Origin of the sequence: Eisenibacter elegans DSM 3317, from assembly GCF_000430505.1 — a bacterium.
GTDB classification, from domain to species: domain Bacteria; phylum Bacteroidota; class Bacteroidia; order Cytophagales; family Microscillaceae; genus Eisenibacter; species Eisenibacter elegans.
In genome coordinates this window covers 452336-476437 of the sequence record NZ_KE387152.1, presented here as the reverse complement: position 1 = coordinate 476437, position 24102 = coordinate 452336, and the positions used below count along the sequence as shown (strand labels likewise).

General features: G+C 47.0%; 25 protein-coding genes. 2 read left to right on the top strand and 23 right to left on the bottom strand.

The annotated features are described in order from the left end of the window. Window positions 1-5: 5 nt before the first annotated feature. The 21 genes from G499_RS0112335 to tgt all read right to left on the bottom strand — a co-directional run bounded on the left by G499_RS0112335 (window position 6) and on the right by tgt (window position 20347). A complete protein-coding gene (locus tag G499_RS0112335; RefSeq protein ID WP_154658432.1) occupies window positions 6-965 on the bottom strand; it encodes a hypothetical protein in 960 nt (319 codons plus the stop codon). 4 nt (window positions 966-969) lie between these two features. After that, window positions 970-1848, bottom strand: a complete 879-nt coding sequence (locus G499_RS0112330) for an FkbM family methyltransferase (RefSeq protein ID WP_081413781.1) — start codon at window positions 1846-1848, stop codon at window positions 970-972. A gap of 2 nt (window positions 1849-1850) precedes the next feature. Then, window positions 1851-2858 carry a hypothetical protein gene (locus G499_RS0112325; protein ID WP_027000197.1) on the bottom strand — a complete coding sequence of 336 codons (1008 nt, stop codon included), beginning with the start codon at window positions 2856-2858 and terminating at the stop codon, window positions 1851-1853. Continuing rightward, complete coding sequence (locus G499_RS0112320) at window positions 2855-3733, bottom strand: glycosyltransferase family 8 protein (protein ID WP_027000196.1); 879 nt, start codon at window positions 3731-3733, stop codon at window positions 2855-2857. The genes G499_RS0112325 and G499_RS0112320 overlap by 4 nt, the downstream gene beginning before the upstream one ends. After that, entirely contained in the window at window positions 3720-4574 is an 855-nt protein-coding gene (locus G499_RS19880) for a glycosyltransferase family 2 protein (RefSeq protein ID WP_081413780.1), read from the bottom strand. Before G499_RS19880 ends, G499_RS0112320 begins: the two co-directional genes overlap by 14 nt. Continuing rightward, the gene (locus G499_RS19875) at window positions 4571-5458 is read right to left on the bottom strand and encodes a glycosyltransferase family 2 protein (protein WP_051296217.1); all 888 of its coding nucleotides are present in this window, start codon (window positions 5456-5458) and stop codon (window positions 4571-4573) included. Before G499_RS19875 ends, G499_RS19880 begins: the two co-directional genes overlap by 4 nt. 52 nt (window positions 5459-5510) lie before the next feature. Further along, the gene (locus G499_RS0112305; RefSeq protein ID WP_027000195.1) at window positions 5511-6602 is read right to left on the bottom strand and encodes a DegT/DnrJ/EryC1/StrS family aminotransferase; all 1092 of its coding nucleotides are present in this window, start codon (window positions 6600-6602) and stop codon (window positions 5511-5513) included. Further along, entirely contained in the window at window positions 6589-6951 is a 363-nt protein-coding gene (locus G499_RS0112300; RefSeq protein ID WP_027000194.1) for a sugar 3,4-ketoisomerase, read from the bottom strand. The genes G499_RS0112305 and G499_RS0112300 overlap by 14 nt, the downstream gene beginning before the upstream one ends. Beyond that, window positions 6929-7978, bottom strand: coding sequence for a hypothetical protein (locus G499_RS19870; RefSeq protein ID WP_027000193.1), 1050 nt, complete (start codon window positions 7976-7978; stop codon window positions 6929-6931). The genes G499_RS0112300 and G499_RS19870 overlap by 23 nt, the downstream gene beginning before the upstream one ends. A gap of 8 nt (window positions 7979-7986) precedes the next feature. Continuing rightward, complete coding sequence (locus G499_RS0112290) at window positions 7987-8850, bottom strand: class I SAM-dependent methyltransferase (RefSeq protein ID WP_035727346.1); 864 nt, start codon at window positions 8848-8850, stop codon at window positions 7987-7989. Continuing rightward, window positions 8847-10619, bottom strand: coding sequence for a methyltransferase, TIGR04325 family (locus tag G499_RS21210; protein WP_161627742.1), 1773 nt, complete (start codon window positions 10617-10619; stop codon window positions 8847-8849). The genes G499_RS0112290 and G499_RS21210 overlap by 4 nt, the downstream gene beginning before the upstream one ends. Continuing rightward, window positions 10612-11454, bottom strand: a complete 843-nt coding sequence (locus G499_RS0112275) for an alpha-1,2-fucosyltransferase (protein WP_027000191.1) — start codon at window positions 11452-11454, stop codon at window positions 10612-10614. The genes G499_RS21210 and G499_RS0112275 overlap by 8 nt, the downstream gene beginning before the upstream one ends. Continuing rightward, entirely contained in the window at window positions 11451-12254 is an 804-nt protein-coding gene (locus G499_RS0112270) for an FkbM family methyltransferase (RefSeq protein WP_027000190.1), read from the bottom strand. Before G499_RS0112270 ends, G499_RS0112275 begins: the two co-directional genes overlap by 4 nt. A gap of 5 nt (window positions 12255-12259) precedes the next feature. Further along, window positions 12260-13045, bottom strand: coding sequence for a DUF268 domain-containing protein (locus G499_RS21205; protein ID WP_051296215.1), 786 nt, complete (start codon window positions 13043-13045; stop codon window positions 12260-12262). Window positions 13046-13049: 4 nt separating this feature from the next. Beyond that, entirely contained in the window at window positions 13050-13757 is a 708-nt protein-coding gene (locus G499_RS0112260) for an FkbM family methyltransferase (protein ID WP_027000189.1), read from the bottom strand. Window positions 13758-13767: 10 nt separating this feature from the next. Beyond that, window positions 13768-15048, bottom strand: a complete 1281-nt coding sequence (locus tag G499_RS0112255) for an ABC transporter ATP-binding protein (protein WP_027000188.1) — start codon at window positions 15046-15048, stop codon at window positions 13768-13770. A gap of 57 nt (window positions 15049-15105) precedes the next feature. Continuing rightward, complete coding sequence (locus G499_RS19850) at window positions 15106-16017, bottom strand: hypothetical protein (protein WP_051296214.1); 912 nt, start codon at window positions 16015-16017, stop codon at window positions 15106-15108. 51 nt (window positions 16018-16068) lie between these two features. Continuing rightward, entirely contained in the window at window positions 16069-16869 is an 801-nt protein-coding gene (locus tag G499_RS21525) for an RMD1 family protein (RefSeq protein ID WP_245576739.1), read from the bottom strand. 419 nt (window positions 16870-17288) lie between these two features. After that, window positions 17289-17672 carry a response regulator gene (locus G499_RS0112240; protein WP_027000186.1) on the bottom strand — a complete coding sequence of 128 codons (384 nt, stop codon included), beginning with the start codon at window positions 17670-17672 and terminating at the stop codon, window positions 17289-17291. Between the two features lie 468 nt (window positions 17673-18140). Then, window positions 18141-19220 (bottom strand): LptF/LptG family permease, encoded by a 1080-nt coding sequence (locus tag G499_RS0112235; protein ID WP_342663938.1) that lies wholly within the window; start codon window positions 19218-19220, stop codon window positions 18141-18143. After that, entirely contained in the window at window positions 19217-20347 is a 1131-nt protein-coding gene (tgt, locus tag G499_RS0112230; protein WP_027000184.1) for a tRNA guanosine(34) transglycosylase Tgt, read from the bottom strand. Before tgt ends, G499_RS0112235 begins: the two co-directional genes overlap by 4 nt. A 171-nt stretch (window positions 20348-20518) precedes the next feature. Between tgt and G499_RS0112225 the strand changes: the two genes are divergently transcribed. Together G499_RS0112225 and recN are read left to right on the top strand one after the other, a co-directional pair. Next, the gene (locus G499_RS0112225) at window positions 20519-20761 is read left to right on the top strand and encodes a hypothetical protein (protein WP_027000183.1); all 243 of its coding nucleotides are present in this window, start codon (window positions 20519-20521) and stop codon (window positions 20759-20761) included. A gap of 25 nt (window positions 20762-20786) precedes the next feature. After that, window positions 20787-22448, top strand: a complete 1662-nt coding sequence (recN, locus tag G499_RS0112220; protein WP_027000182.1) for a DNA repair protein RecN — start codon at window positions 20787-20789, stop codon at window positions 22446-22448. Window positions 22449-22631: 183 nt separating this feature from the next. On the opposite strand, the gene G499_RS0112215 is transcribed toward recN, so the two are convergent. Both G499_RS0112215 and G499_RS0112210 read right to left on the bottom strand, forming a co-directional pair. After that, on the bottom strand, window positions 22632-23438 hold the full coding sequence (locus G499_RS0112215; protein WP_027000181.1) for an anti-sigma factor: 807 nt from the start codon (window positions 23436-23438) through the stop codon (window positions 22632-22634). A gap of 7 nt (window positions 23439-23445) precedes the next feature. After that, complete coding sequence (locus G499_RS0112210; protein WP_342663937.1) at window positions 23446-24006, bottom strand: RNA polymerase sigma factor; 561 nt, start codon at window positions 24004-24006, stop codon at window positions 23446-23448. Window positions 24007-24102 lie beyond the last annotated feature (96 nt).

Sequence of the window (24102 nt, the reverse complement as noted above, 5' to 3'; positions counted from 1 at the left end):
AAAACTTACCAATAAGCGCCTCCCTCCATCGTGTCAGCTTTTGGCGGTTTTTCGCTTCCAGTAGGACGCGCCCAGTACTCGTTCATCATTTGCTGGAAAAAAGGCATCTGCTCCCACCTCCGACCCATTACCCCAAACAATACTTGTGTGGCTCCGCCCATATGGATGGCCTGCTTGCCCATTGCCTTGATACGGGCTGCCAGGGGCAGTCCGTAAGCGCCGGCGCCAATAATGGCTATGTCAAAATCGAGGGCAGCGGCTTGGTTGCTCATATGGTCGAGGGCATCAAACCAAGTTGCAAACTCAGGCCTGTTGTAAGTAATCGATTGTACAGCCGTAATGGTTTGTAGCTCGAAGGGAGGTAATACGGCAGGGTTGGCAAAGAGCTTGGTACGGTTTTGGGCAAACTGCCGGGCAATGGTTTGGGCAAAAGGATGGATTACAAGCACCTTTTTGCCTTCCAAAATACGGCTCCAAGGTTGTGGGTGGTAGTAAGGCTCGATGTCTTTGAGATGAATGAAGGAAGCTTGAGGGCAGATATTTTCGCAGATATAGCGCTCGCCGGGCAAAAACCAAACCCCGAGGGTATCTACCGTGGTCAGCGATTGTTCGAAAAGCTCACAAAACCGTTCCAGCATAGGTGGGGTATTGGAAAAAAAACCGGATGCGTGCCACATTTCGGCGACTACCACAGGGTTCCATTCTTTGGCCTTGCCTTGGCGCAAGTGGATGTAGTTGGTAAGGCAGCTTTGCTCTGTGCTGCCTATGCGTGCTACCATCAAAGGTCTACCGGAAGCCAACTGCTCATAAATAATGTCGCCGGCAGCCTGCCCTTCTTGGATTGTTTTGCCGGCATAGGCACTGTATACTTCTTTGTGGATGTTTTCGGGGATAGGAATACCCAACAAACGTTTGATGCCGCGTTTGACTGTACCGGGCAATATTTTTTTGAGCATGGATTTCATATTGTTAGGTGTTTTTTTGGGCGATGAGGTATTCGCCGCTGTGGGCTATCTGGAATTGACGCGCTTCCAAATAAGCCCTTACCTCGGCGAGTGAGATGCGTTCTTCGTGTACTTCTATGGCCAACCATTGCGTGTGGGCTAGGCAGTCCGAGAAGTCATCGGAGGCTTTGATGAGTTCTTTTTCGGCTCCCTCGATATCTATTTTGAAAATATCTATCCTTGGCCATTGGTGCTGCGCCCATAATGTTTTGGGGCTAAAAGCCTGTGTGGGTGTTAGCGCCGTTGTGGGGACTGTAGTTACGGCAAAGGCACTATGGGAGCCATCTCGAAACGATTGGTCGAGATATAGGTGTGTATCCTGATGCCAAAGTGCGGCTTGTAATGCCTGAATATGCACCGATGGATTGTGCCGGCAGTGCCATTGGAGCTGTGCAAAATTAGCGCTTTCCGGCTCCAGAGCGATAATATGCGCTTGGGGGAAATAGGCCGTAAAATATAGTGCTGCCAGTCCTATGTTGGCGCCAGCGTCTATAATGTATTGAGGTGCGGGGCTTTGGGTTTGGCACACCTGCCGGATGAACGCAGCATAGTCTTGGCGAATCCAGATTTGGGCGAAGATAAAAAAGTCGCTGGTATGCTTGCGCAGGCGTATGCTAAAGGCCTGCCCATTCAGCTGCGTATTGATGAGGCAATAGCCTCCTTGCCTGTGGATATGCGCCCCTTGGTCGGCAAGGTGTAACAACACTACCAATTCCTGAAAAAGGAAGGGGTGATGTTTGTGCAAATCCCTGCGCCACCAGTGATGATAAGCGACACGCCATCCATCGCGAAGCCCCAGACAAGCCGCCAAAACCCGAAGTCTATGGAGTGTTTTTCCTAACATACTTATTTTGATATAATCTTAAGAAGTCGCCGCTTCCCCTTATTCCAAAATGCCATTGACTGCCGCTGTATGCTAACACCAATGGGCTCGTTAACGGGAATCAGTTTTAGCTCCTCTGCGTGCTCGAAGCGCAGCGGTTTCTCAAACACATAGTCATACACACGTTTGGTCAAGTACTGTGGTATCCAGCTCATATTCAGGTTATGGAGTTTGATATAGCGCTGCTCCGGCTCATAGTAAGAAAAGACTTCCTTTTGCGCGTTGATAAACAACTGTTTCATTTTTTGCCCGTTGGATAGTGCTTGGGGGTGCATCCGCATCTCGTGATGGGTACAGGCCACACATTCGTCAAAGGCGCTTTGGTCGACAATCGTCTGAAGTCGGAAGGTCTGAATATCCGTTTCATCACGATAAATTTTGAAAGCCCTCATTTCTGTAAAGGCATAGTCAGGATGTTTGGTATCAAACTCTTCTTGTTGCTGAGCCAAATAAGTTTCTCGTTGAAACAACTCATTGATTTTGTCGATGTACCCTTTTACGACCTTTTGGTTATTAATCAAGCCATTCATACAAGTATCCATACACTGTGTGGTACAGTCATATGCCGACAGCTGAGACTCAAACTGAGCCAAAGAGCTAAGCAAGAGGTTGTCAGAGTCGAAAGTCCAAAACTGCTGGATGTCTTTCGTTTTGATAAAGGTATACATCATAAACCAGCGCTCAAAAACAAACTTCAGCCAGCGATCTGCAAAGGTTTTGGCCATATGTTTTTTGCCTGCTACGTGTCGATATACTTGATGAAACAGTTCAATTTCTTTGCCTTGGGCGTAATTTTCCAACAGATAATGACTAATCCCCATTTGCCGGAGGTGCTGATTGTCTGCATCGCCCAACAGCACCACCTCTTTATCTGGATTGCTCAATTGGGCTGAGCGTAATGTATACTTCAAATACGGCGAATTGCCATAATGTATGAAGATAATCGGAGCAGAAGTTTTGGCCTGTTTCATAATACAGGGATGCGGTTTTTAAGCATTTGATACCAACTTTGCCAACGGGTTTGTCGCCAAGGACTTTGCTGTTGATAATGCTGGTATAACTGTTTTTTGAGGTGTGTAGAATGAGGCTGCCATGGTTTAATACTTGCCGTATAATGTACTACTACCGGGCGTGCCCTAGCAGCTAAGATAGCGTTTTTGTCAGGCTTTTGTGTGAGTAGTTCGTCAGGGATGTCATAAAAATAAGACTGTACGTTCCAGTGTAGGTCTAGGCTGAGCCAATGGCCATCAAAAAGGACATTCAATACGTCTTGGTCCCAGCTGTTGAGTGTGCCTTCAAAGCTTTCTACAAAGGCTGTCGCTTGGCGGCTGAGTTTTTCTGTCCGCCATTTGGCAAGGTTGACCAGCATCAGACCTGAGTTGAAATAGCGCTCTTGTTTCATTGGCAGACGGGCTTGTGGGTTATTTACGCTCACATCCGTTACAGCCGCCACCCAGTAGTTGCCAAGGTCGGTTTGCCAAAGCGGGGCAATATCGCCTTGGAATATCATATCACAGTCTAGGTACAGCACCTTGTCGAGCTGCGGGGGGAGCAAATCGGCCAAAAACAGGCGGTAATAATTGGCATAGTGTGCGTGCGCACTCAGGGGAAAATGAGCTACCAGCGTTTCTTGAAAAGGTAATACGTGGAGCTGATGCCCGCCTTGGTCAAAAAGCCGCCGGAGCTTGCGGCGGTCAGCCTCATACAAATCGCTACAGACAAGGTACACCTCAAACCGCTGCTTGGGGCTATGGGCAAACAAGGATACACACATCACCCCGAAGTGTTGCGCATAGGCCGCATTGATGGTGCAGACTAAGGGGATAGAGGCATTAGACGGTGTCATACTTGGTAAATATGGATGTTTTTAGCCAGTATGCGGCATTTTTAAGATAATACCCCCACTGTCCGGTGGATTTTGCCACAAACAAGCTGGCATACAGTGCGTGTCGATAGTTTCTTGTTTTGTATAAGTTAAACACTAAGTCCCCGAAAGCGCAGTAAAACGCTTTGTCTTTGTTTGGGAAATAATTCAGCAATAGTTGTTCTTTCTGATTCCGAAAAGTAGTGTCATAGTAATAGCTGCTAAATCCTGAGGCACCATAAACAGCCACTGTCGCCTCCACATATTGTATGCGTACTTGGGGGTTGGCAAAGCACTTCAAAGAGAAATCCCAATCGGCGGCGGCTTTGTAACGCAAATCAAAGAGGCCAATGGTATCATACAGCGATTTTCGGGTAAAAGTAGCCTGATGGCAGATGCCCTGTCGCATAATCTTAGCCAAGGAAAAAAAGCCATCATACACCTTGTTGCTGCTTTGGCTGATGATACTGCCATATACAAAGTCGAGGTTTTGGTAATCACACTGCCCAAAAACATCTGTAATACCATTAGGTAAAAGCACATCATCTGCCCCCAAAAAATAGAGCCATTCACCTGTTGCCAAAGCTACTCCTTTGTTCATGGCATCAAATATACCTTTATCCGCCTCAGAAACACACTGCATATAACTATGCTGTTCCGTATATTGTTGGATGACTTCGAGGGTATGGTCGGTAGACTGTCCATCTACAATCCATACTTCTATTTGAGGGTATGTCTGTTGCACAATACTTTCCAGCGTTTTGGACAAGGTCGCTGACGCATTGTATGTCGGGATGATGATGGAAACTAGAGGGGGTGTCATACTATCGGGGCAATATCAAAAAGCTTCTTTTTAAAATTGTAACATACCCTTGGCGGGTAATCGAGCAGCCTTAAACGTTGTTCTTGCCAGCGATATACATTTACTCTACTAGTCCACTCTAGCCACCGGTTATAGCTTTTGATTTGCTTCATTGTACGTATTGTTTGGTCATCTAAGTGGGTGATTTTGTGTTGGAGACACTCATAAGCTTCTTTGAGATAGCTGTCATACTTTATGGCGGTCTGTTGTTCTGCTTGTATCCTAAACCCTGCGATTAAAGCTTGTAAAGGATATAGTTTCGTATATTGAAAAAATCGCAGCCACAATTCAAAATCTCCAGCCAGCTGCAGCTCTGTATTCATGTACCCTCCTGCTTTTTCCCATAACGAACGCCGCCAAAAAGTAGACTCTTGTTGAATCCAACGCTGTTGTTGATAGTATTCTCCTGAATACATCTCATACTTAGACCAATTATATAGCGGGTTTACGGCTACACAGAGGCCACTTTCATTCCACACCGTGGGAATACCTGTGAGCCATTCCACCATAGGAAATTGCTCAAATACTTGTCTAATAATGTCAAATGCTCCTGGGTGATACTTGTCATCTGAGTTAATCCAAGCCATAATGTCGCCACTAGATTTTTCAAAGCCCTTTTGTATTGCATAATACATTCCGCCATCTGGTTCGCTCACCCAATAACTCAGTTTAGACGCATATTTGTTGATGATATCTATTGTTTCATCGGTACTACCTCCATCAATGATGATATATTCCAAATTAGGGTAGTTCTGGTTCAGCACTGACAAAATGGTCTCTTCAATAAACTTCCCTTGATTATAGCTAGGTGTAACAATGGATATTTTTGGGTATGTTATAGCCATTAGAGATAAGTATATAACTTGATGATACAATGACAAATAAACACGTATTACCTCAAAACGCATTCATCACCTCGATGACCTGTTCGATTTCTTCCGGGTGGTGGGCAAAGGAACAGGGCAGGCTCAGAATCGTTCGGTGAATGGTATCGGCAAGGGGGTGCGCCTCGGGGTCAAAGTACCCTTGGAGGGCTTCTTGCCTAAACGGGGGCAGGGGGTAGTGTATTTCGGTCTTGATGCCCCTATCGAGCAAGTACTGCCGCAGGCGGTCGCGCTCCGGATGCCGCACGGCAAAGATATGAAACACATCGGTATAGCCCTCTTGTAGTACAGGCTTGATAAAGTCAGCCTTCAGCCCTTCTAGGTAGCGGGCTGCGAGCGCTTGTTTGTGGGCATTGATACGGTCAAGTTCGGGGAGTTTGACGGCCAAAAAAGCGGCCTGTAGTTCGTCCAGCCTAGAGTTGTGCCCCAGTAGTTGATTGTAGTACTTCTGCTGAGAGCCATAGTTGCGCAAGGTGCGCAGTCGCTCGGCCAGGGCAGCGTCGTTGGTTGTGATAGCGCCGCCATCACCCAACGCCCCCAAGTTTTTGGTAGGGTAAAAGCTAAAGCAGGTCATATCGCCAAAGCTGCCCACTTTCTGCCCGCTGATGCTCGCACCGTGGGCTTGGGCTGCATCTTCGATTACTTTCAGGCCGTAAGCTTGGGCAATGGACAAGAGCGCGGGCATATCACAGGGCTTGCCATAGAGGTGTACGGGCATCAGCGCCACCGTGCGCGGGCTGATGTATTGGGGGAGGGCTTGTGGGTCAAGGTTATAGGTTGCCATATCAGGCGGAGCCAACACCGGGTGCAGCCCTGCCTGCAATACGGCCAAGACCGTGGCCACATAGGTATTGGAAGGGACGATGACCTCACTCCCCGCCGGAAACTCATAGGCCTTGAGTGCCAATACGAGGGCTTCGAGACCATTGGCCACCCCCACACAGTGCTCGGCTTGGCAGTAGCGGGCAAAGGCCTGCTCAAACTGCTGCACCTGATGCCCCAAGATATACCACCCACTTTGCAGCACGGCCTCAAACTGCGTGCGGAATGCGTCTTCGAAGGGGGCGTTGAGCTTGGCGAGGTTTTCGTACTCAATAAGGCGCATAGATGTAGTCGTTGGGGTCAAAATGGGTAGAAGCCAGCACCATCAGAATCGCATCAGGACTGAAGGCATACATCTGATGCCAGTCCTTAGGCTCCAAAATCAGGCATTTGTGCGGCGCATCGAGCAGGTATTCGACCTCTGCTTGACCATCGTGGTTATAAATCGTACACCGCCCCTGAATACACACCGCCGCCTGTATCGTTTGATGATGCCGATGACCACCACGCACCGAGTCGTCTACTCCGTAAATATAAAAAATCCGCTTGACATCAAAGGGAATCACCTTTTCGATGACAGTCAGGTTGCCCCGCGCATCTGTAAAGGTTTTAAGGTTGAGTAGTTTTGCCATTGTTTGCAAACATTTTTTTTATTTTCAGATACCGCTCATAGGGCTTTTGCAAATGTACTCCACCCGCATACAAAGGATGTACCACCAGTGAGTAACCATAAATCAACCTATCTCGTAGTTTGGCTCCTGACAAGCCTACTGAATGATAACGAACATTTGTTGTTGGTTTTATACTATACTTTTTAGTCAACTTATACATCGATTGAATATACCTCTTATAAATCGACACAAGAACAGGGTTAAAGTAAAACACCTCATTGTCTACGCCTATGTCGAAAACATATTGATGTATTTCCCTCAAATGATGATAATGATAAAACACCAATGGATTTTCATCCACCAGATAACGTCCTTTTTGGCGGCTCAGTTGTCCATTGTCTACATTAAAGACGGCCAAGTTTACGCCCTTATTAGCCGTAACGACTATTTTTTGGCTCAAGGTTTCAAAGTAATCCAGGTATTTTTGGTCGGCAAACTTTCCCTCTTCTACCCTATCGTAGCACCACGCAAGGCATTGCTCTTGCCACCATTGCAGGCAGCGCAGGCCGTCGGCATCGCGCCGAAAGCTATTAAATACCACATTGTAACGGCCATAAACTTCCAGCCCCTTTTTGGCTTCCGAAAAACGGTGGGGTACTAGCAGTATGGAGGCTTCGCCCATTTCTTCAAAAATCACTTCCGGCGAGGCGAAGAAGTAAATGTCCGCATCCACATAGGTGATGAGGTCTATTTCGGGATATGTTGTCAGCAGGTAGTTGGGCAAGCAGGGCGTAAGGGTAAAATAATACTCTACCGTTGTGCGGGTGGGCTTTACTTGAAGCAGCTCGGGGTAATGCGCCTCTAAAGCCACCAGAGGCACGACCACAACCCCCTCAAAGGGGTTTTGGGCAAAAAAGCGCTCCACCTCTTCGTCGAGTGCCAAGATGTATAGCCGAAAACCTTGGGGGAGTTGTGCCTTTAGCGACTCCCAAAGGCACAGCCCTCTCGACAGATACCCTTGATTGAAATAAGTACAAAAATAACGCATCGACGGGCTTAACTTGTTTTTTTCGCTTCCATAAACAACGAATCGGGCTTGTGTAGTTGCCCTTGATGGCTTTCCAACCCATAGTCATTCCAGTTGGGGATGTAACTCTCAAAGGCCGTTACGACCCTGATATCGCCAAAGCCTTGCTCAGCCAACAAACGCCCTAGGGAATAGCGGTCGTACATCCATTGGTGTACTTCCCCTCCTAGCCTAAACTTCCCCACAGCAGCGAAGGCCTGCTGTTGGGCGTAGAAGTCTATCTCGGTTTTGAAAAGCAGCCGCTTGAGGGCTTGTTTGGCCTTGCTCAGCAGTTGCCTGATAGGATTGGGCCTTGACGAAGCCACCGGAGCGGCGGCAGGCTGTGCTTGACGAGCGGCAAAATGGCGCGCACGTAACAAGCGCCCCTCTTCGCCAATGCGTTCAAAAACATACTCCTCTTGTGGCAGGGTGTCCTGAAAAAGGTATTTGGCCATCATCCCACCGCTACGGTGTCGGACGGCTTGGTCGTACAACTCCAGCATAATCCAGTCGTAGCGTTGGGCGGCGGCCTCGTCTCCGGCTAGGGCAGCTTCGAGCTGCAAGAGGTACTGGCGGATGATTTGCTCCAAATCGGGTACTACCACCCGCAAAACACCCCCGGGGCGTAACACACGGTAACATTCGCGGATGAGCTGCTGCCCGTCGTGGGGGGCAAAATGCTCCAATACGTGGGCGTGGTATACGGCCTCAAAGCTGGCATCAGCAAAAGGAATGCCTTGTAAGAGGTTGTGAGCCTGTACAGCAGGGTGGTTGGACTGAAAGTCTACATTGACCCAAGTAGGGTGAAAGCGCTCGCCGCAGCCAAGATTGAGATAAGGGAGTTTGTGTGTCATTGTTTTTTCCAAATCATACCAAGCCAATGTCCGCGTGTGCCGTCTTCAAACACAAAGGGGGGCGTGATGCCATTGTCGAAAGTAGTGAGGAGTGAATAGCGGCTGCTCAACAGCGCGCAAACCTGTGCATAGTCTAAAAACCAAGCCGGATAAGACGCTTGGTAAATGTGAGCAGGGACATACTGCACCGTCAACCGCGCTGCACCATCTATCATAAACGCCGTGCGATCCAAGATGATATAGGGCAGCTCCAGCGCCATACATTCCTTCAGCCAAGCATAAGGCTCGGGCAAACACTGCATCACCCCAGAAGCAAAGAGCACCGTAGGCGAGTGCGCTTGACAGGCGGCCTCCATGGTATCATAAAACTGTAGGTGCTCATCGGCAATATCACTGCGGCCGCAAGCCACAAAATGCGCTTGCTCTACTACTGACCAGCGCAAGGTTTTGAGGGGTTCAAAAAAACGCCGATGCTGAAAGTATGCACTACCCAACGCGCCCCCAAAGTCCAACACCTCTAGCGCCTGACCTTGGATGTGAGCAATGTGTAGCAAGTTGGCCAGTAGCGGCCAGTTGTACGCCGGGGTGTCAAACACCACTGAATCGCGCTCATAAGCCGCCTCTCCACGCTTCACTTTGAGGGTGGCTTCTCGTACCTTTTGCAAAATATGAGGGGCATCGTAACCTTCGGCAGCGGCTTGGGCGGCCTGCCACGAGGGGTAGCTCCCCTGCCAATAGACCGTAGCGGCACGCTTTTGCTGCACCAAGGCCTGCTCCTTGGCCGCAGTACCCCGCAAGCGGTGGTATAGCTTCAATGCCAATGGAGGAATTAAGTCTTTGAGGAGGGTTTTGAGCATTGTTTTTTTTGTTTTCGCATCGCTATCCCCTTGATAAACAAAGCTTTGATTAAAAATCAGCTGATAACGTTGGTACATATCCTGTAACACTTCGGGCAAGGCCTCCACAGGCTGTCGATACACGGGAATCGGTGCTGTGGGAAAGGTTACGTAATCTGAGAGGTCAAGATTATTGGCGTGTGTAGCCTTGGATGAGGCCAGGTGATTGACTAGCGCATACTTTGGATACAAGGACAAAGCTCGATGTAAGTATGCCTGCGCCTGCCAACGAATTGCCCAAGAGCTGCCGCCTGTTTTGACTTGTGCCCGAAGCATTTGGGTAAAGTTGTAAACACCGTGTAAGTCAAAGTCGAGTAAGCGCTGCTGCTCCTGAAGTTGCGCCAAAAGCTTGGTCGCATCTGGCTCAAAATACTGCCAGCGATTCGCCCAAGTAGCCCATCCCCAGCAATCAGGAATGGGGATAAAAAAAGTATCGGGAGTGTGGTCTTGAGTAGAGAAGAAATTACAAGCCCCAATGCTCCATACACGAGGCTCAACGGCATAGCAGTCTAACGCCTCATTCATATAATCTAAGAAGAAAGGAGATAGCTCTAGATCATCTTCCAGCACAATCGCCCGCCCGTATTGTTCAATCACTTCTGTAACTCCCTGATAGATAGCCTGTGCCAGCCCTAGGTTGTCTGCCCTTGTGAGGAGTTTTACTTCCCCACACCAAGGCGCGGCGGTTACCAACTGCCGGGCTTCGTCGATGGCGGCTAGGTCGAGTGGACTTGCTCCCGGCTTGGCACCATCTGCAAACACATACAACACACTGTCTTTGGCCAATGGGTTGCGCTGCAACGAAGCCAAGGTGCGCCGCAAGGTCTCCGGACGGTTGTAGATGAATAAGACAATGGGGGCTAGCTTAGTCATACACATCAATTGTAATAAACTCCTGAGAGGTAATCCCTATGGGGTATTCGCGATTTACTTTAAACCCAAGCCAATACTTAGGTGCGAAAATTTGTTTATGAGCTTTCTTATTCAGAATAGCCCCCCACCAAGCAAATGTACTATTGGAGATAATGAGTATGTCGGCATTGATGAGCAACTGTAAATCAGTTATTTCATCATTATGTTCAAAATAAACATTGGGTAGGTTTTGTAGATTTTGGCGAGCAAAATCTATGTCATCAGCGATTACATAGATGGTGTATTGTGATAAATCAGGTATCAGGGCCAAGCATTTGGTATAGTAGTTTATTGGCAAACTTAGGTCTAAGCCTCCCAACTCCTCACTTCCATAGGTTAGATAATCTGTTCGGCGTATATGCAAAACAATCGTTTTCTGTTCGGAGAAGCGCTGCTTGTATTTTATTAAAAAATTTTTATTATACTTTTTTTTTATTTTAAATAACTCTTTGATTTTAGGCTTATCAAAGTATACCTCTGATTGAAAAAAGCCATTCCAGAACACATTTCTTTGCGACTTGCTTAAAATATCAGCGGGAGCATCATCACCAGTTTGTAAGAGTTCCGAATAATCAGATTTCGTTCGGTATAAGCGCCAATACAGACTCCTAGCAATACGCATTTGCAATGCATCTGCTAATCGCAAGGTGAAGTATCTATCAAGCTGATAATCTGATGGCTTTGGAGGTGTTTTGTCTAAAAAAAACAACGTTCTAAATTTTCTGGCTTGAGTATACGCAAAAGCATATTGAAACATCTGATTTCCTAAACGACCGTTTAACTTTACCCCAATCATTTACGAGAATTGATTTTATTTAACATTCTTTGAAATACACTCGGGGACTGAATAGTAGCAATGTCAATTGCTGCTTTGTGCATCAAAATATTGCCATACACGAAGTGTGCTTCAAATATAGATTCAAGGCTTTGCGTATTCGCGAGATACTTTTGGACATAGGTATCATTTTCACGTTCAAATATGGATAGGTGTCGGTATCCCAGCTCAAAAAGCTCACGCATTATCTGTAGTGTTGAGGCGAAATATTTGTCCTCCCAGCCCCCTACCCCTTGTTGTTTAGTGCCTCCACCGCCATACTCAAACTCCACCACAGCAGGGTGTAAGGCTTCTGAAAGCTTTGATAACTGAGTAAGTATTTCGTATTCAGACCCTTCTGTATCAACTTTTAGGTATGTAACTGATTTTATTTGATGTTTTTCCAACAGATGTATGAGCGTCATTGCAGGTACCATCTTCTGTTTGCTGTCTTTGCTTACTCCCCACCAATCCTGATGGATAGAGGATACATCCAGCAGTTCTTTTTCTTGAAAAACCCCTGTATAAATAGGTACTTCCCCGTCCGTATGCCACACACAAGCCTGCTCCAAAACAGTATGAGGTAATGCCATTGCCAATTCACGGACTTGCGCTATGGGCAAAGGCTCTACAGCAAGAGTCTTGTACCCTGACACAGCCATTGTCTTAAAATAAAACTTGGCTGTTCCAACTCCAATATCTATGCACCAGCCTTTCTTGCTACTGTCTATGTGTCTGAGTAATTTGGGAAGCAATTCTAATACATAATCTTCAACCACCATAGTTGTTAATTTTTTATAAGTTCAAAAAGCCCTGTAGTTGCAAAATAGTCATTCGGGGCAAACTCATTGCCAAATGTATTGCCTACGATAAACTTCAAATCATTGATATGATAATTTTGGGTCAGTTCCTTCTTGAATGACTCAAGTTCAAATATCACTCCTGCGTTAAACCGTGTGATATATTTATTGCTAACAGGGACAGACAAATAAAATACTCCCCCCGGCTTTAATACTCTTAAAATTTCTGCTAGCGCTTTTTGAGGGCCTTGTGGGTCAATAGGGTCTCCATACCTACCCAGCCCGATGTGCTCTACCACACACAAACTTGATATCGAAGACAGGCTGTTGCTCTCAAATGGCAAGTCTAGTATTGAGCCTTTGATGAACTTGATGCTCTCCATCGGCAATGATAACGGCCTGATGTCCACCATTGTCAGAGGCAACACTTTGGATAAATGTGCTACAAACTTATGGTGTGAGCCTATATCTACGTGCTCGGTGGGCTTATTATGAACGATTCTCTCAAAAGCCCAAGCGTCCTGATAAAAATAAGTAGGGTCTATACCTGTTGTGTCTGTTTTGTCATATATACAAGGGTATAGCCATTCTTTTGATGCCTTTTGTTCAGGGCTGGCCATACTATTAAACTGCTCTAAATCAGCATAAAATGACTCATATAATGGGATTTCTTGCTGTTGTTGAAGCAGCATCTTATCATAGGCTTTCAACATTTCGGCAGCTACTGGCAGCCGGAGTAAAACCCTTAGGATATTTTTTAATTTTTCGATCATCCGCTTATTTTGGTGTAGCTATGTGGATAGAAAACTGAGCCATCCCGTTGTTACCAACAGGGAAGCTTATTTGCTCAGGGTGTATATTTTTTATTTGATAATGATGCTTTTTAAAAAACTGTATAAAGTCTTGAGCCTCATAGCCCATATCATGAGTAGTTTGGCCAAACTCAAATAAACAACACTTAACGCTTTTTTCGCTAAATAACCGCTCTGCGCCTTTCAAGACATTGATTTCGGCTCCTTCAACATCTATCTTCAACAAATCAATATGCGTGATTTGATGTGCTTCACAATACGCATCCAAGGTATTGCTAGGTACTTGAATACTGTTAATCGGTTTTACTGCTATTCCATATTTTTCTAATGGCCGTATTGCAGAGGTATTCCAGCTTGCGTATGCCTCTTCATACAAATGAAAATCTATGAAACCTTGTTTATCTGATACCGCAATGTTATTGAGATACACATTGTCAGCGGCTATGATACCGACAAGTGTTTGCAGCTTTTGAAACGTTTCGGGGGGAGGTTCAAACGAATGTATTTGTCCGGCAACCCCCGCCAACTTGGTATAATACAAAGTCAACTCTCCAATATTAGCCCCCACATCAAACACAATATCTCCAGTGTTGATATTATTGAGATAAAATAAGTATTCTTTTTTAGCAATAGCCTCAGGACTAAGCTGAATCTTCTTTTTCTTAAAAATCATGGTCTCAAGCTTAATTTATGTGCCAATCCCCTTCTAACAAAACCAACCCATGTGATGCAGGGACTATTTCTCCGTGCCCATAGAAGTTACTTTCTTGTACATTTACCCTCAGCGAAGCATCAAACGTATCCACTAATTGCCCGTCATCCATAATACTATAAGATAATGTGTATGTGTTTGGAACCAGAGGCAACTTGGGTATGATAAGCTTAAATTCTCCCTGAGTAGGTAAATCTTGATATGTTTTGCCAATCAGGCGACTATGATGCAAGGCTACCCCTTGGTCTGTGAATGACTTAATTGATATGCTCGGTACTATTTTATATTTTTTCTCAGGGTGATAATTCACAAATCGCAAGACTACTTGCAAGGCAGCTCCCGCCGGTATCGCTTCTACAGGCTCATTGTTTTCATTTCGAAATTCAATGGCTACCACTTTGACATCTCCACTGCCTGCACGCAAACTATCATTTTGAAACAATCGGGATGATGCTTCAAACGAAGTACTGCTAATATATTGACTTATAGCTGCTGTAGAGTTGCCCGAAAACGACAAAGTCCCCTGTTGCATCACCAACACTCGACTACAAAGGTTTTCGACCGCCGCCATACTATGGCTCACAAAGAGGACGGTACGTCCTTCGCCTTTGGAGACATCTTGCATCTTGCCGAGGGCTTTTTTCTGGAATTCGGCATCGCCTACGGCCAGTACTTCGTCTACGATTAGTATTTCGGGGTCGAGGTGGGCGGCTACGGCAAATGCCAGCCGCACATACATCCCCGAGCTATAACGCTTGACGGGGGTGTCGATGTATTTGGCCACGCCGGCAAAGTCGATGATTTCGTCGAGTTTGGCTTTGACCTCCCGCTTACGCATGCCGAGGATAGCCCCGTTGAGGTAGATATTTTCGCGCCCCGTCAGTTCGGGGTGAAAGCCTGTGCCTACTTCCAGCAAGGAGGCTACCCTTCCTTTGACCTTGATATGGCCACGGGTAGGGGCTGTTACTTTAGAAAGTATTTTGAGCAAGGTTGATTTACCTGCCCCGTTTTTTCCGATGATGCCCAGTACTTCGCCCTGCCGCACCTCAAAGTTGAGGTCTTGCAAGGCCCATACATAGGTTCCCTCTGTACTTTGGTGGTCATTGGCTACGCCTATGCGCAAGGTGGGGTCTTCCTTACCACGCAAGCGCGCCCATGTACGAGCCACATCATCGCGCAGTGTGCCTGTGCCTGTAAGCCCGAGGCGGTATTGTTTCCAAACATTTTCGACCTTTAAGACGATTTCGGACATAGGGTGTTGTTCTGAAATGACACGGGCAAAGCTACGAAAATTTTAGCCATTCTCTCTTCACAAATACACATCCGCTTCGGGCGGCTCTAGGGTAGATTTGGGCCTGAAAGGCAGATAATGAGCCACACGCCAGTGTTGGTCGTCGTAGCGCCGGGGGAAGGGCAGCGCGTAGTGCTTGTCGCGGTAGGGAGCCATTTGGCGCATACTGTTAAAGCCACCACCAGTGAAGATGCGGTCGGCGCGGGCAAACAACGCCGAGGCCGGATAACAATCCCAAGCCGGCGGCAAAGCGCTAGGCAGCAGCTCCGTACTGACAATCCGCAACACGGGCTGTTGATTTTCCTCTTGTGCCATTTGGGTAGCATACTGGCAAAGCAAGGCTACTTCGTCGGCAGGGGTACTGTGTACAATCAGCCACAATGGCGCATTGTGTGGTAGCTCTTCCAGTTCTTGGGCAATGTTTGGGGGGAGTACATCGGGCACAGGGTAGTGTAAGTCAAACGGTATACAGTGGCGGCTGTGCGCCCTCAGCCATTCCTCGTGCGCTGCCTCCAGTGGTTCGAGCAACCAAGTAGTATCAAGCATCAAGTCTGCTGCCGGTGGAAGGGCGCGGGTATATGCCTCCCAGCGCAAGCGGCGCGCCAGATGTACCACCTTGACTTGGGGCAACCACTGGCTCAGCCCCGCCCATTCTCCCATCAAACCCCAAGGAAAAGCATCGATACAGAGTGTGTGGATGGCCATCCGATCCATTGCCTCTACCAGCCACTGGCGGTACTGCTCCGGCCTATAGGCCAAAGACTGGGGTACATTGAGCAACCGGATATTATCGGGGATATAGGGCGCACGCGCATAGGGCGAGGCGCTCATCAGGCAGATGTCATCAGGGGGCAACTGTTGTTGTTGCCAAAAGGTTACGGCACGGGTCAAATGCCCCAAGCCGCCCCCTTGGGCATAGTGTAACCACATAGTTTGTGAGAAATAAATAATGGGTGATAACGGGCAAACTTAGGCTGGGGTTTAAGATTTGCCCACCAATTCCTTAAAAATCAGGTTCAGGACTTCTATCAAAATCAAGACGATGATAATCCACTCCAGCCGACTGCTTTCACGGTGTTGTAAGATTTCGGTAAAGAGTCGAAGATTATCTTCTACAATCTTGAGGCGATAGTCGAGGTCTTTGAAGCGGGGATAGGTGTCGAAAGCCTCTTTGAGGTGTTTATTGAAAAAATCGAGCGCAGGGTCTTCCCATACAATGGCAGGATCATCAAGAATATAGAGATTATCGGCGATACTGTTCTTGACATTGAGCGTGCGGCCAATGAACTTCAGTAGCTTTTTCTTGGGCAAAGGGATGCGCCCCAAGCGCTCCAAGTCTTTGGTATAGCCTTGGGTGCTTTGGAGAATTTCGTCCGTCAGCTTTTCGTAATAATCTAAACCGACAGACTGGCCGATGTTGAGCATAACGATACGGACATAGAGCGGGTCGGCTTGGGGCGACAGGCGCACGTAATTGTCTTGAAACACTGCCTTGCTGACTGTAGCATCCCATTGGATGGCGAAGTCGTCCCAGATGGCCGTATTGTCTATCCAGTTTTCGGCATAATCTTTTACAAAGTTGCGCATTTTGCTCATCTCTACCTCATCATAACCGGCCATCACAATGACCCCATAGTTGAGCACATAGAGGAAGCGTTGCCCTTCAAGCACATAAAATAACTCCGAATTATTGCCTGAGTGGATGGTAGCCGCAAAGGCCTGCCTAAAATTTTTGATGTGGATACTCTCCGCAACCTGATACGCACGAATAGAGGTCATCATAAGCAATACACCGGCTTGTAAGGATGGTTACAAACAGGCCGATGTTGCAAGATACGTATCTCCCAGAAGATTTGAAATTTTTATCAAAATGACCCCTTCCCTAGCTTTGGTGTGCCTCCTGCGCGATTGGTTTTTCAAACTACCTATTGCTTAAGAAACGTATGTTGCCGTTGCGCACCACTGGACATTTTCTAATTCGGCTTTGAATCAACAAGTTGCTTCACCACATAAGGGCTTTCGACAAGTTCACAAAGTCTCCCATATTTGTGCTCCTTTGCGCTCTTGGCGCATACTTTGCGTCCTTTGTGGTCAAATATATTTCCATAACAAGGAAGCCACAGGAGTACAACAACGACGAAAGTCAAAAATATTCAGTGGTTGTGTTGCCGTTGGCCTCCTTACATCACAGAAGCCACAGCTTATCCCAAAACAGCCCGCACATTACCCAACAACTCCTGTGTTTGGAAAGGCTTGTACATCCAACCGCTTACATCGGTTTTGCGGAGTAGTTGCTCGATGGCTTGTTTCATCGACCTGCGCTGCATCTCGGGCACAGAGGCCATTATCAAGATAGGCAAGTTGGTGTATTGATGGCGGATACGTTGAGAAAGCTCTACCCCGTTCATTCCGGGCATATTCAGGTCGGCAATCACAAGATCGATGGCATTGTCCGATAATACCCGCAGCGCATCTTCTGCATTGTTGGCGAGGATAACTTTGTAGCCGGCCTGTGAGAGCACTAAGTTGGCCACATAACGGATGCCCTTGAAATCATCTACCACTAGAATTTGTGAAGTCTGCATATCTGTTGGCTTTTTTGAGGTGGGGTTTAGTAAAGTAACTTATTTTCAGGTAGAAAAACTAACTTGCGCCAATGGCAATTGTTACGAAAGTGTAATTTACCAACCCTTACATTACTCAAAAAGCTATACGATTCGTAATTTCACCTAGATATTGCATAGGGTTGGGCTACACTGGTCGAGTAAATAACGCTACTCATCGGGCATAAAACCTTGTTTGGCGATGCCTTTTATACGTATACACAGGTATTGAGGGTTGATAAAGTCTGTTTTTTTGTTTATTTCAGTACAGACAGGATAACTACCTGTATTTATAACAAGATTACACCACTGGACATTTTCCAAATCCCACAGTTGACACTATGGGCTAAGTTTCATTTTATCCCCATATAAGGACTCTATTTGCCTCGGAGCAGGAGCTCTGGGTTGCTTTTTCAACAATGGCTGTCAATATATGTATTTATTATGGGGTTATTTCGGGATACGGCGGTACATCACATATCCAATAATACAAAAAATGATGTTAGGCATCCACGCAGCCAACAGCGGCGGAATATTTCCTTGTTTACCGACATTACGGCTCAGGATAATAAACAACACATAAACAAAGGCCAACACAAAGCCAAAAGCTATCTGTACGCCGGAGCCCTCGCGAGTTTTGCGAGCCGATACAATCACCCCGATGATGGTCAGGATAATAATGGCAAAGGGGTAGGTAAAGCGTTCATAGCGCTCAATGATATAAACCTCCATATCGTCAGCCCCTCGCAACATCATCTCGTCGATGTATGCGTTGAGTTCTGTCAGGGTCAGCTGTTCGTTGAGCATATACTTACTCTCGAAATCTTTGGGTTTGATGTTGAGCGCAGTGTCCAAATCACGGCCAAAAAACACCGATTCACGGTCATTCTTGATAGTTCGCAGTTTGTACTCCTCCATCGTCCACTTTCCTTTTTCAGCATTCCAAGAGATTTTGGGCGACTCCAACTTCTGCTCCAAGTCCAGCCCATTGATTTCTTCGAGTGTAAATCGATAACCGACGTGAGCCGTGTTGTCGTAGCTTTCAAAATAAGCATACGTTGTTGGGCCGATACGAAAGTGTACATTGCGCTGATTGAAGTAATACTTGTCCTTAATATATGTGTTTTCGAAGTTGATGCGTATTTTGTTGGCCTTCGGGATGACCCAGTTAATCAAGAAAAATACCAAGACCGCAATCATCGAAGAGCCTATGAAATAGGGTCTCAGCAAGCGCAAAAGGCTGATACCGCTAGCCACCATCGCGATGATTTCGGTATGGCTGGCCAAGCGTGCTGTTACGAATACCGCCGCAATAAAGACGATAATCGGGCTAAGCATATTGGCATAATAAGGAATGAAATTGAGGTAATATTCCTCAAAAATCTGCCAAGAGCTGATAGGCATCCTGCTAAAGTCCTCTATCTTTTCGGTCATATCAATCACTACCAACACGGCAATGAGCAGCACGACTACAAAGACAAAAGTAGTCAGATATTTGAACAGGATGTATCGGTCGAGTAGCTTCATCATAGGCGTTGCATCAATTGTCGGACGGCCTGTGGCTTCCAAGTGCTGAAAGTGCCGGCGAGGATGTGTTGGCGGGCTTGTCTTACCAACCACAAATAAAAGCGTAAGTTATGAATACTGGCAATTTGTGCACCTAATATTTCTTTGCTGATGATGAGGTGTCGCAAGTAGGCTTTGTTATAATGTGTACTGACATAGCCTCCTAACGTTTCATCGAGGGGGCTGAAATCTTCTTCCCATTTTTTGTTTTTGATATTGATAATACCCTGCGTGGTAAAGAGCATGCCATTGCGGCCATTGCGTGTGGGCATCACACAATCAAACATATCCACTCCTAGGGCAATGCTTTCCAAAATATTTTCGGGCGTGCCTACGCCCATCAGGTAGCGAGGTTTGTGGGCGGGCAATATCTCGCAGGTAAGGGCGGTCATTTCATACATCAGCTCGGCAGGCTCTCCTACCGAAAGACCGCCGATGGCATTGCCGGCGCGATCGAGCGACACGATTTGCTCTGCCGACTGTCGGCGCAGATCCTTGAAACAGCCCCCTTGCACAATCGGAAAAAGATATTGAGCATAGCCATAATGCGGCTCCGTGCTGTCAAAACGCTCACAGCAGCGATTTAGCCAGCGCCAAGTCAGCTCCCACGATTTCTGCGCATAGCTATACTCACAAGGATAAGGAGGGCACTCATCGAAGGCCATCACGATGTCTGCCCCGATGATGCGCTGGATGTCCATCACCCGCTCAGGCGTGAAGACGTGCTTCGACCCATCGATGTGTGAGGTAAAAGTAACGCCCTCTTCCTTGATTTTACGGTTGGCAGCCAAGGAGTAGACCTGGTAGCCACCGCTATCGGTCAAGATGGGTCCCTGCCAACCATTGAAACGGTGTAGCCCCCCCGCCTTATACAACACCTCTAAACCAGGACGCAGGTATAAGTGGTAGGTGTTGCCCAAGATAATCTGCGCCTCTACCTGCTCGACCAGCTCGCGGGCATGTACGCCTTTTACAGCACCAGCGGTGCCAACGGGCATAAAAATTGGGGTCTCAATCACTCCGTGGGCGGTATGGAGTTGCCCCGCACGGGCGCTACTTTGTGGGTCTTGCCCTACCAAATCAAATTGCATCAAAATTTTTTTTAGCATTGTTCTGACCGCAAAGGTAAGGATTTATGATTTACGAGTGGTGAATTATGAGTGGTGAGTTGTTGTTTGTTAGTTTAGACCTTACTTTGTCAATCCCAAATCGTCAATCATAAATCGTACATTGCACACAATTCACCAAAAAAGCATCCATATATGGGTACACGACAAACAAGGCTCAAAAACATAGCGTTTGCCAACAGGTTGAGCGAATTTATGGGCAAACCCTTGCATTTTGTTTCAAAAAATGGCTTAACTTTGTATGGCAGGTTGGAACAACATAGCCTAAACGATAGCGGCACCACCCTACTCCACATTCGCGATACCTATGGCCGCCTACATCACAAGCCACTGGCCGAGATTTGGGAAGTGATTGCCACCAGTCCAGCCAAATATTAAGCATACCAAAAGCCCTACACAAGCGATGCTGAGCAAATTGTTGATTAAAAACTATGCGTTGATTACGCACCTAGAGATTGCGCCCCACCAAGCGTTCAACATCATCACCGGCGAGACCGGCGCAGGTAAGTCTATTATGTTGGGAGCTATCGGCCTGCTGTTAGGCAACCGTGCCGATATGAAAGCCCTCTTCAACACCGAGGAGAAGTGCATTGTAGAGGCTTGGTTTGATGTGCGCGCCTATGCCAATAACCTGCGGCCTATTTTCGAAGCACAAGAGCTGGACTTCTCGGAAGAGACCAATATCCGCCGCGAAATCTCGCCCTCGGGCAAGTCCCGCGCTTTTGTCAATGATACACCTGTAACCCTAGAAGTGTTACGCGAGATTGGCACACAACTCATTGATGTCCACTCACAACACGACAACCTCATGTTGGGCGATAATCGCTTCCAACTGCGGGTCGTAGATGCCTGCGCCGGTACACAGGCCGAGGCCTTCGCCTATCAACACTTATACAAAAAATACCGCCTTGCCGAAAATCGCTATCTTGAGCGGCAACGCGAGTACCAAGAAGCGCAAAAAGAACTGGACTATCACAAGTTTTTGCTCGATGAGCTGGAACAAGCCAATCTTCAGGCCGATGAACAAACTCAGCTCGAAGCCGAAGCCTCCCTGCTCGATAATACAGAGGAAATCAAGGCCAAACTCCACTGGGCGCTTGGCCTGTTGGGCGACAACGAGGAGGCGGCTTTGCTCAATGGCTTGGCCAGTGCTGCCCAAGCCTTAGCCCAGATTGCACACATAGGAAGCCCCTATAACGAGCTGTATGAGCGTCTCGAAAGTTGCCGTATCGAACTAGCAGACCTCCACGGAGAGCTGGGGCGCGCAGAGGAGCAGGTAGAGTTTGACCCACTGCGCCTACAAACTGTTCAGGAACGCCTAAGTTTGCTGTTCCAATTGCAAAAAAAACACGGCGTAAGTACAGTCGAAGAACTACTCCAAATACAGGATACGCTGGCGCAAAAAGTCAACCAAGTACTTAACTTTGATGACGAAATCCAAACACTAGCCAAGGAACGTGATGCCCTCTACCAACAGGTAGTCAACGCAGCTACACAGCTCTCAGACAAACGCCAAGCAGTGATTCCGCAAATTGAAACAGAACTGAAAGCTTTTTTTGCCGACCTAGGGATGCCCAACGCCGTCCTGCGCGTGGTAAGACAAGAGACCGAACCCCTACCCGATGGTATAGATTTAATCAACTTCCTCTTCAGCGCTAACAAAGGCGTTGCGCCACAAGAAATTGGCAGGGTAGCCTCAGGGGGTGAGTTTTCGCGTCTGATGTTGGCCATCAAATACATTTTGGCAGGACATACAGCGCTGCCAACAATCATATTCGACGAAATAGACACCGGTATATCTGGCGAAATTGCCCTCAAAATGGGTAAAATGATGAAGGAAATGTCGGCCAAGCACCAAGTCATTGCCATCAGCCACTTACACCAAATTGCCGCTAAGGGCAACCACCACTATTTTGTGTATAAAGATGACAGTGCCGAGCGTACCATCAGCCGGATGAAACAATTGAGTGAAGAAGAGCGTGTTTACGAAATTGCTCAAATGATTAGTGGTGCTACGCCCTCCGAAAGTGCGATACTCAGTGCAAAGGAATTGCTGGCGCAATAATGATGCAGTATAGCAGGCTATTACTATTAGGTCAAAATAGCGCATACTATCCTTAAGCACAAGCCTGTGTCTGCACAGGCACTAATAGTCTTATTTTATCCCCAAATAAAACCTCGGCTTGCCTCGGAGCTGTAGCTCCGGGCAATTTTTTCAATAATGTCCAGTAGCGTGTGTAGACCTTATTTATTTTTTGAGAGAGCTATCAGAGTAGCTGGTTTTTTGCACTCCTTCGCGAAGCTGGAGTAGTTGCTTCAAAATCAGCGAATCCGATACCTGTAGCGCTTCCGTTTTCTCTACTTGATGGCTATTTAGCTCATAGAAATCACCTTCATAGTATAAGAATTTACGGTTCTCGCCGTTAATATCCAAAGAGTACATGATTCCCCGCGACGTATTGTTGTACAAGAAAAGTCGGTTGTTATAATATTGATAGCTCAACTTGTCGGGTGATTCTGGAGTAAGCACAATAGCCTTGGTTTGCTCATCTAAGAGATTTTGATGAGTTGTTGTAGCTTGTTTTTGTACTGCATTCGCAGTGGTGGATTGTGCTTGGGTCTGTGTTGTTGTAGTGGCGGCTTTGCGCTCGTCCTCCTCTGCTGTTGTTGGGAGGGGTGTTGTTTCTGTTACAGCCTCTACTACTGCGGGATTATAATAAGCCGCTACTTCATCCAGTTGGGGGATTGGCTCCGGATTGGGTTGAAGCCAGATGCTTCCGAGCCAAGCCGTACCAGCAACCGCTGCCGTACCCATTGCGGCCTTCAGATATACCCAATGTGTTGGGGTACTTGTTTGAGGACTTTGGACAGGCAAGGCATTGAGGCGGGCTTTTAGCTCTGCTTTTCGAAATTGCCTTGCTGCCTGAGCCACATCTTGCTGCCATTCTACCTCGGCGCGCAGGGTAGGGTCTTGCTCAAGGGCTTGGCTGAACTGCTGGTGCTGCTCCGGCGAAAGCTTGCCGGTGAGGTAAGCGTCTATCAAATCTTGGTTCATGGTTTTCTCAGTCCAGAAAGTCGGTTGCTTTGTATTTTGATTTAACTAAGTCGTATAGTTGTTTTTTGCACTTATACTTTTTTGTTTTGGCTGTATCCGCATTGGCAAAGCCAAGCTTCTCAGCGATGTCTTGCATAGATAGGCCGTCAAAGTAATAATAAGTCAGCACTTCCTTACAAGTTTTGCCCAAGCTGTTGATACATTGGTGGATGATGGTTTGGCGCTCTTCTGACTCAAAGTCAATCAGCTCCTCTCCATCAGCCTCTGCATCATCTTTGAGGCGTGATTTGCGCTCTAGCTCCTTTCGCCATAAGTTTTTGCAGATGGCATACAGATATGTACTGATTTTGGAGGAGAGTACGAAATCTGACTGCAATGCTTTTTGCCAAAAGATAATGACAGCCTCTTGATAAATATCCTTGGCCTCATCTTCTGTGCCACTATTACGCATAATCATACGGACGATGGTACGGTAGTTTTTTTGGTATACGAGATCCAAAGCCGTTTCGTCACCTCTTTTTATGCGTTCGATGAGGCCAGCGTCTTTTATTTTGTCAAAAAGAGCCACAGTGTAGTCGTTTATACAGCTAGAAGTGAAAGCGTAACCTCTGGGTTACACAATTTTTTGAGCGGTAGTTTGTTAGTAGTATTGATGTGGAGTGAT

Bases quoted from the DNA above. Each gene is read 5' to 3' on its own strand.
- G499_RS0112335 (WP_154658432.1), bottom strand. From the start codon at position 965: ATGAAATCCATGCTCAAAAAAATATTGCCCGGTACAGTCAAACGCGGC.
- G499_RS0112330 (WP_081413781.1), bottom strand. From the start codon at position 1,848: ATGTTAGGAAAAACACTCCATAGACTTCGGGTTTTGGCGGCTTGTCTG.
- G499_RS0112325 (WP_027000197.1), bottom strand. From the start codon at position 2,858: ATGAAACAGGCCAAAACTTCTGCTCCGATTATCTTCATACATTATGGC.
- G499_RS0112320 (WP_027000196.1), bottom strand. From the start codon at position 3,733: ATGACACCGTCTAATGCCTCTATCCCCTTAGTCTGCACCATCAATGCG.
- G499_RS19880 (WP_081413780.1), bottom strand. From the start codon at position 4,574: ATGACACCCCCTCTAGTTTCCATCATCATCCCGACATACAATGCGTCA.
- G499_RS19875 (WP_051296217.1), bottom strand. From the start codon at position 5,458: ATGGCTATAACATACCCAAAAATATCCATTGTTACACCTAGCTATAAT.
- G499_RS0112305 (WP_027000195.1), bottom strand. From the start codon at position 6,602: ATGCGCCTTATTGAGTACGAAAACCTCGCCAAGCTCAACGCCCCCTTC.
- G499_RS0112300 (WP_027000194.1), bottom strand. From the start codon at position 6,951: ATGGCAAAACTACTCAACCTTAAAACCTTTACAGATGCGCGGGGCAAC.
- G499_RS19870 (WP_027000193.1), bottom strand. From the start codon at position 7,978: ATGCGTTATTTTTGTACTTATTTCAATCAAGGGTATCTGTCGAGAGGG.
- G499_RS0112290 (WP_035727346.1), bottom strand. From the start codon at position 8,850: ATGACACACAAACTCCCTTATCTCAATCTTGGCTGCGGCGAGCGCTTT.
- G499_RS21210 (WP_161627742.1), bottom strand. From the start codon at position 10,619: ATGACTAAGCTAGCCCCCATTGTCTTATTCATCTACAACCGTCCGGAG.
- G499_RS0112275 (WP_027000191.1), bottom strand. From the start codon at position 11,454: ATGATTGGGGTAAAGTTAAACGGTCGTTTAGGAAATCAGATGTTTCAA.
- G499_RS0112270 (WP_027000190.1), bottom strand. From the start codon at position 12,254: ATGGTGGTTGAAGATTATGTATTAGAATTGCTTCCCAAATTACTCAGA.
- G499_RS21205 (WP_051296215.1), bottom strand. From the start codon at position 13,045: ATGATCGAAAAATTAAAAAATATCCTAAGGGTTTTACTCCGGCTGCCA.
- G499_RS0112260 (WP_027000189.1), bottom strand. From the start codon at position 13,757: ATGATTTTTAAGAAAAAGAAGATTCAGCTTAGTCCTGAGGCTATTGCT.
- G499_RS0112255 (WP_027000188.1), bottom strand. From the start codon at position 15,048: ATGTCCGAAATCGTCTTAAAGGTCGAAAATGTTTGGAAACAATACCGC.
- G499_RS19850 (WP_051296214.1), bottom strand. From the start codon at position 16,017: ATGTGGTTACACTATGCCCAAGGGGGCGGCTTGGGGCATTTGACCCGT.
- G499_RS21525 (WP_245576739.1), bottom strand. From the start codon at position 16,869: ATGATGACCTCTATTCGTGCGTATCAGGTTGCGGAGAGTATCCACATC.
- G499_RS0112240 (WP_027000186.1), bottom strand. From the start codon at position 17,672: ATGCAGACTTCACAAATTCTAGTGGTAGATGATTTCAAGGGCATCCGT.
- G499_RS0112235 (WP_342663938.1), bottom strand. From the start codon at position 19,220: ATGATGAAGCTACTCGACCGATACATCCTGTTCAAATATCTGACTACT.
- tgt (WP_027000184.1), bottom strand. From the start codon at position 20,347: ATGCAATTTGATTTGGTAGGGCAAGACCCACAAAGTAGCGCCCGTGCG.
- G499_RS0112225 (WP_027000183.1), top strand. From the start codon at position 20,519: ATGGGTACACGACAAACAAGGCTCAAAAACATAGCGTTTGCCAACAGG.
- recN (WP_027000182.1), top strand. From the start codon at position 20,787: ATGCTGAGCAAATTGTTGATTAAAAACTATGCGTTGATTACGCACCTA.
- G499_RS0112215 (WP_027000181.1), bottom strand. From the start codon at position 23,438: ATGAACCAAGATTTGATAGACGCTTACCTCACCGGCAAGCTTTCGCCG.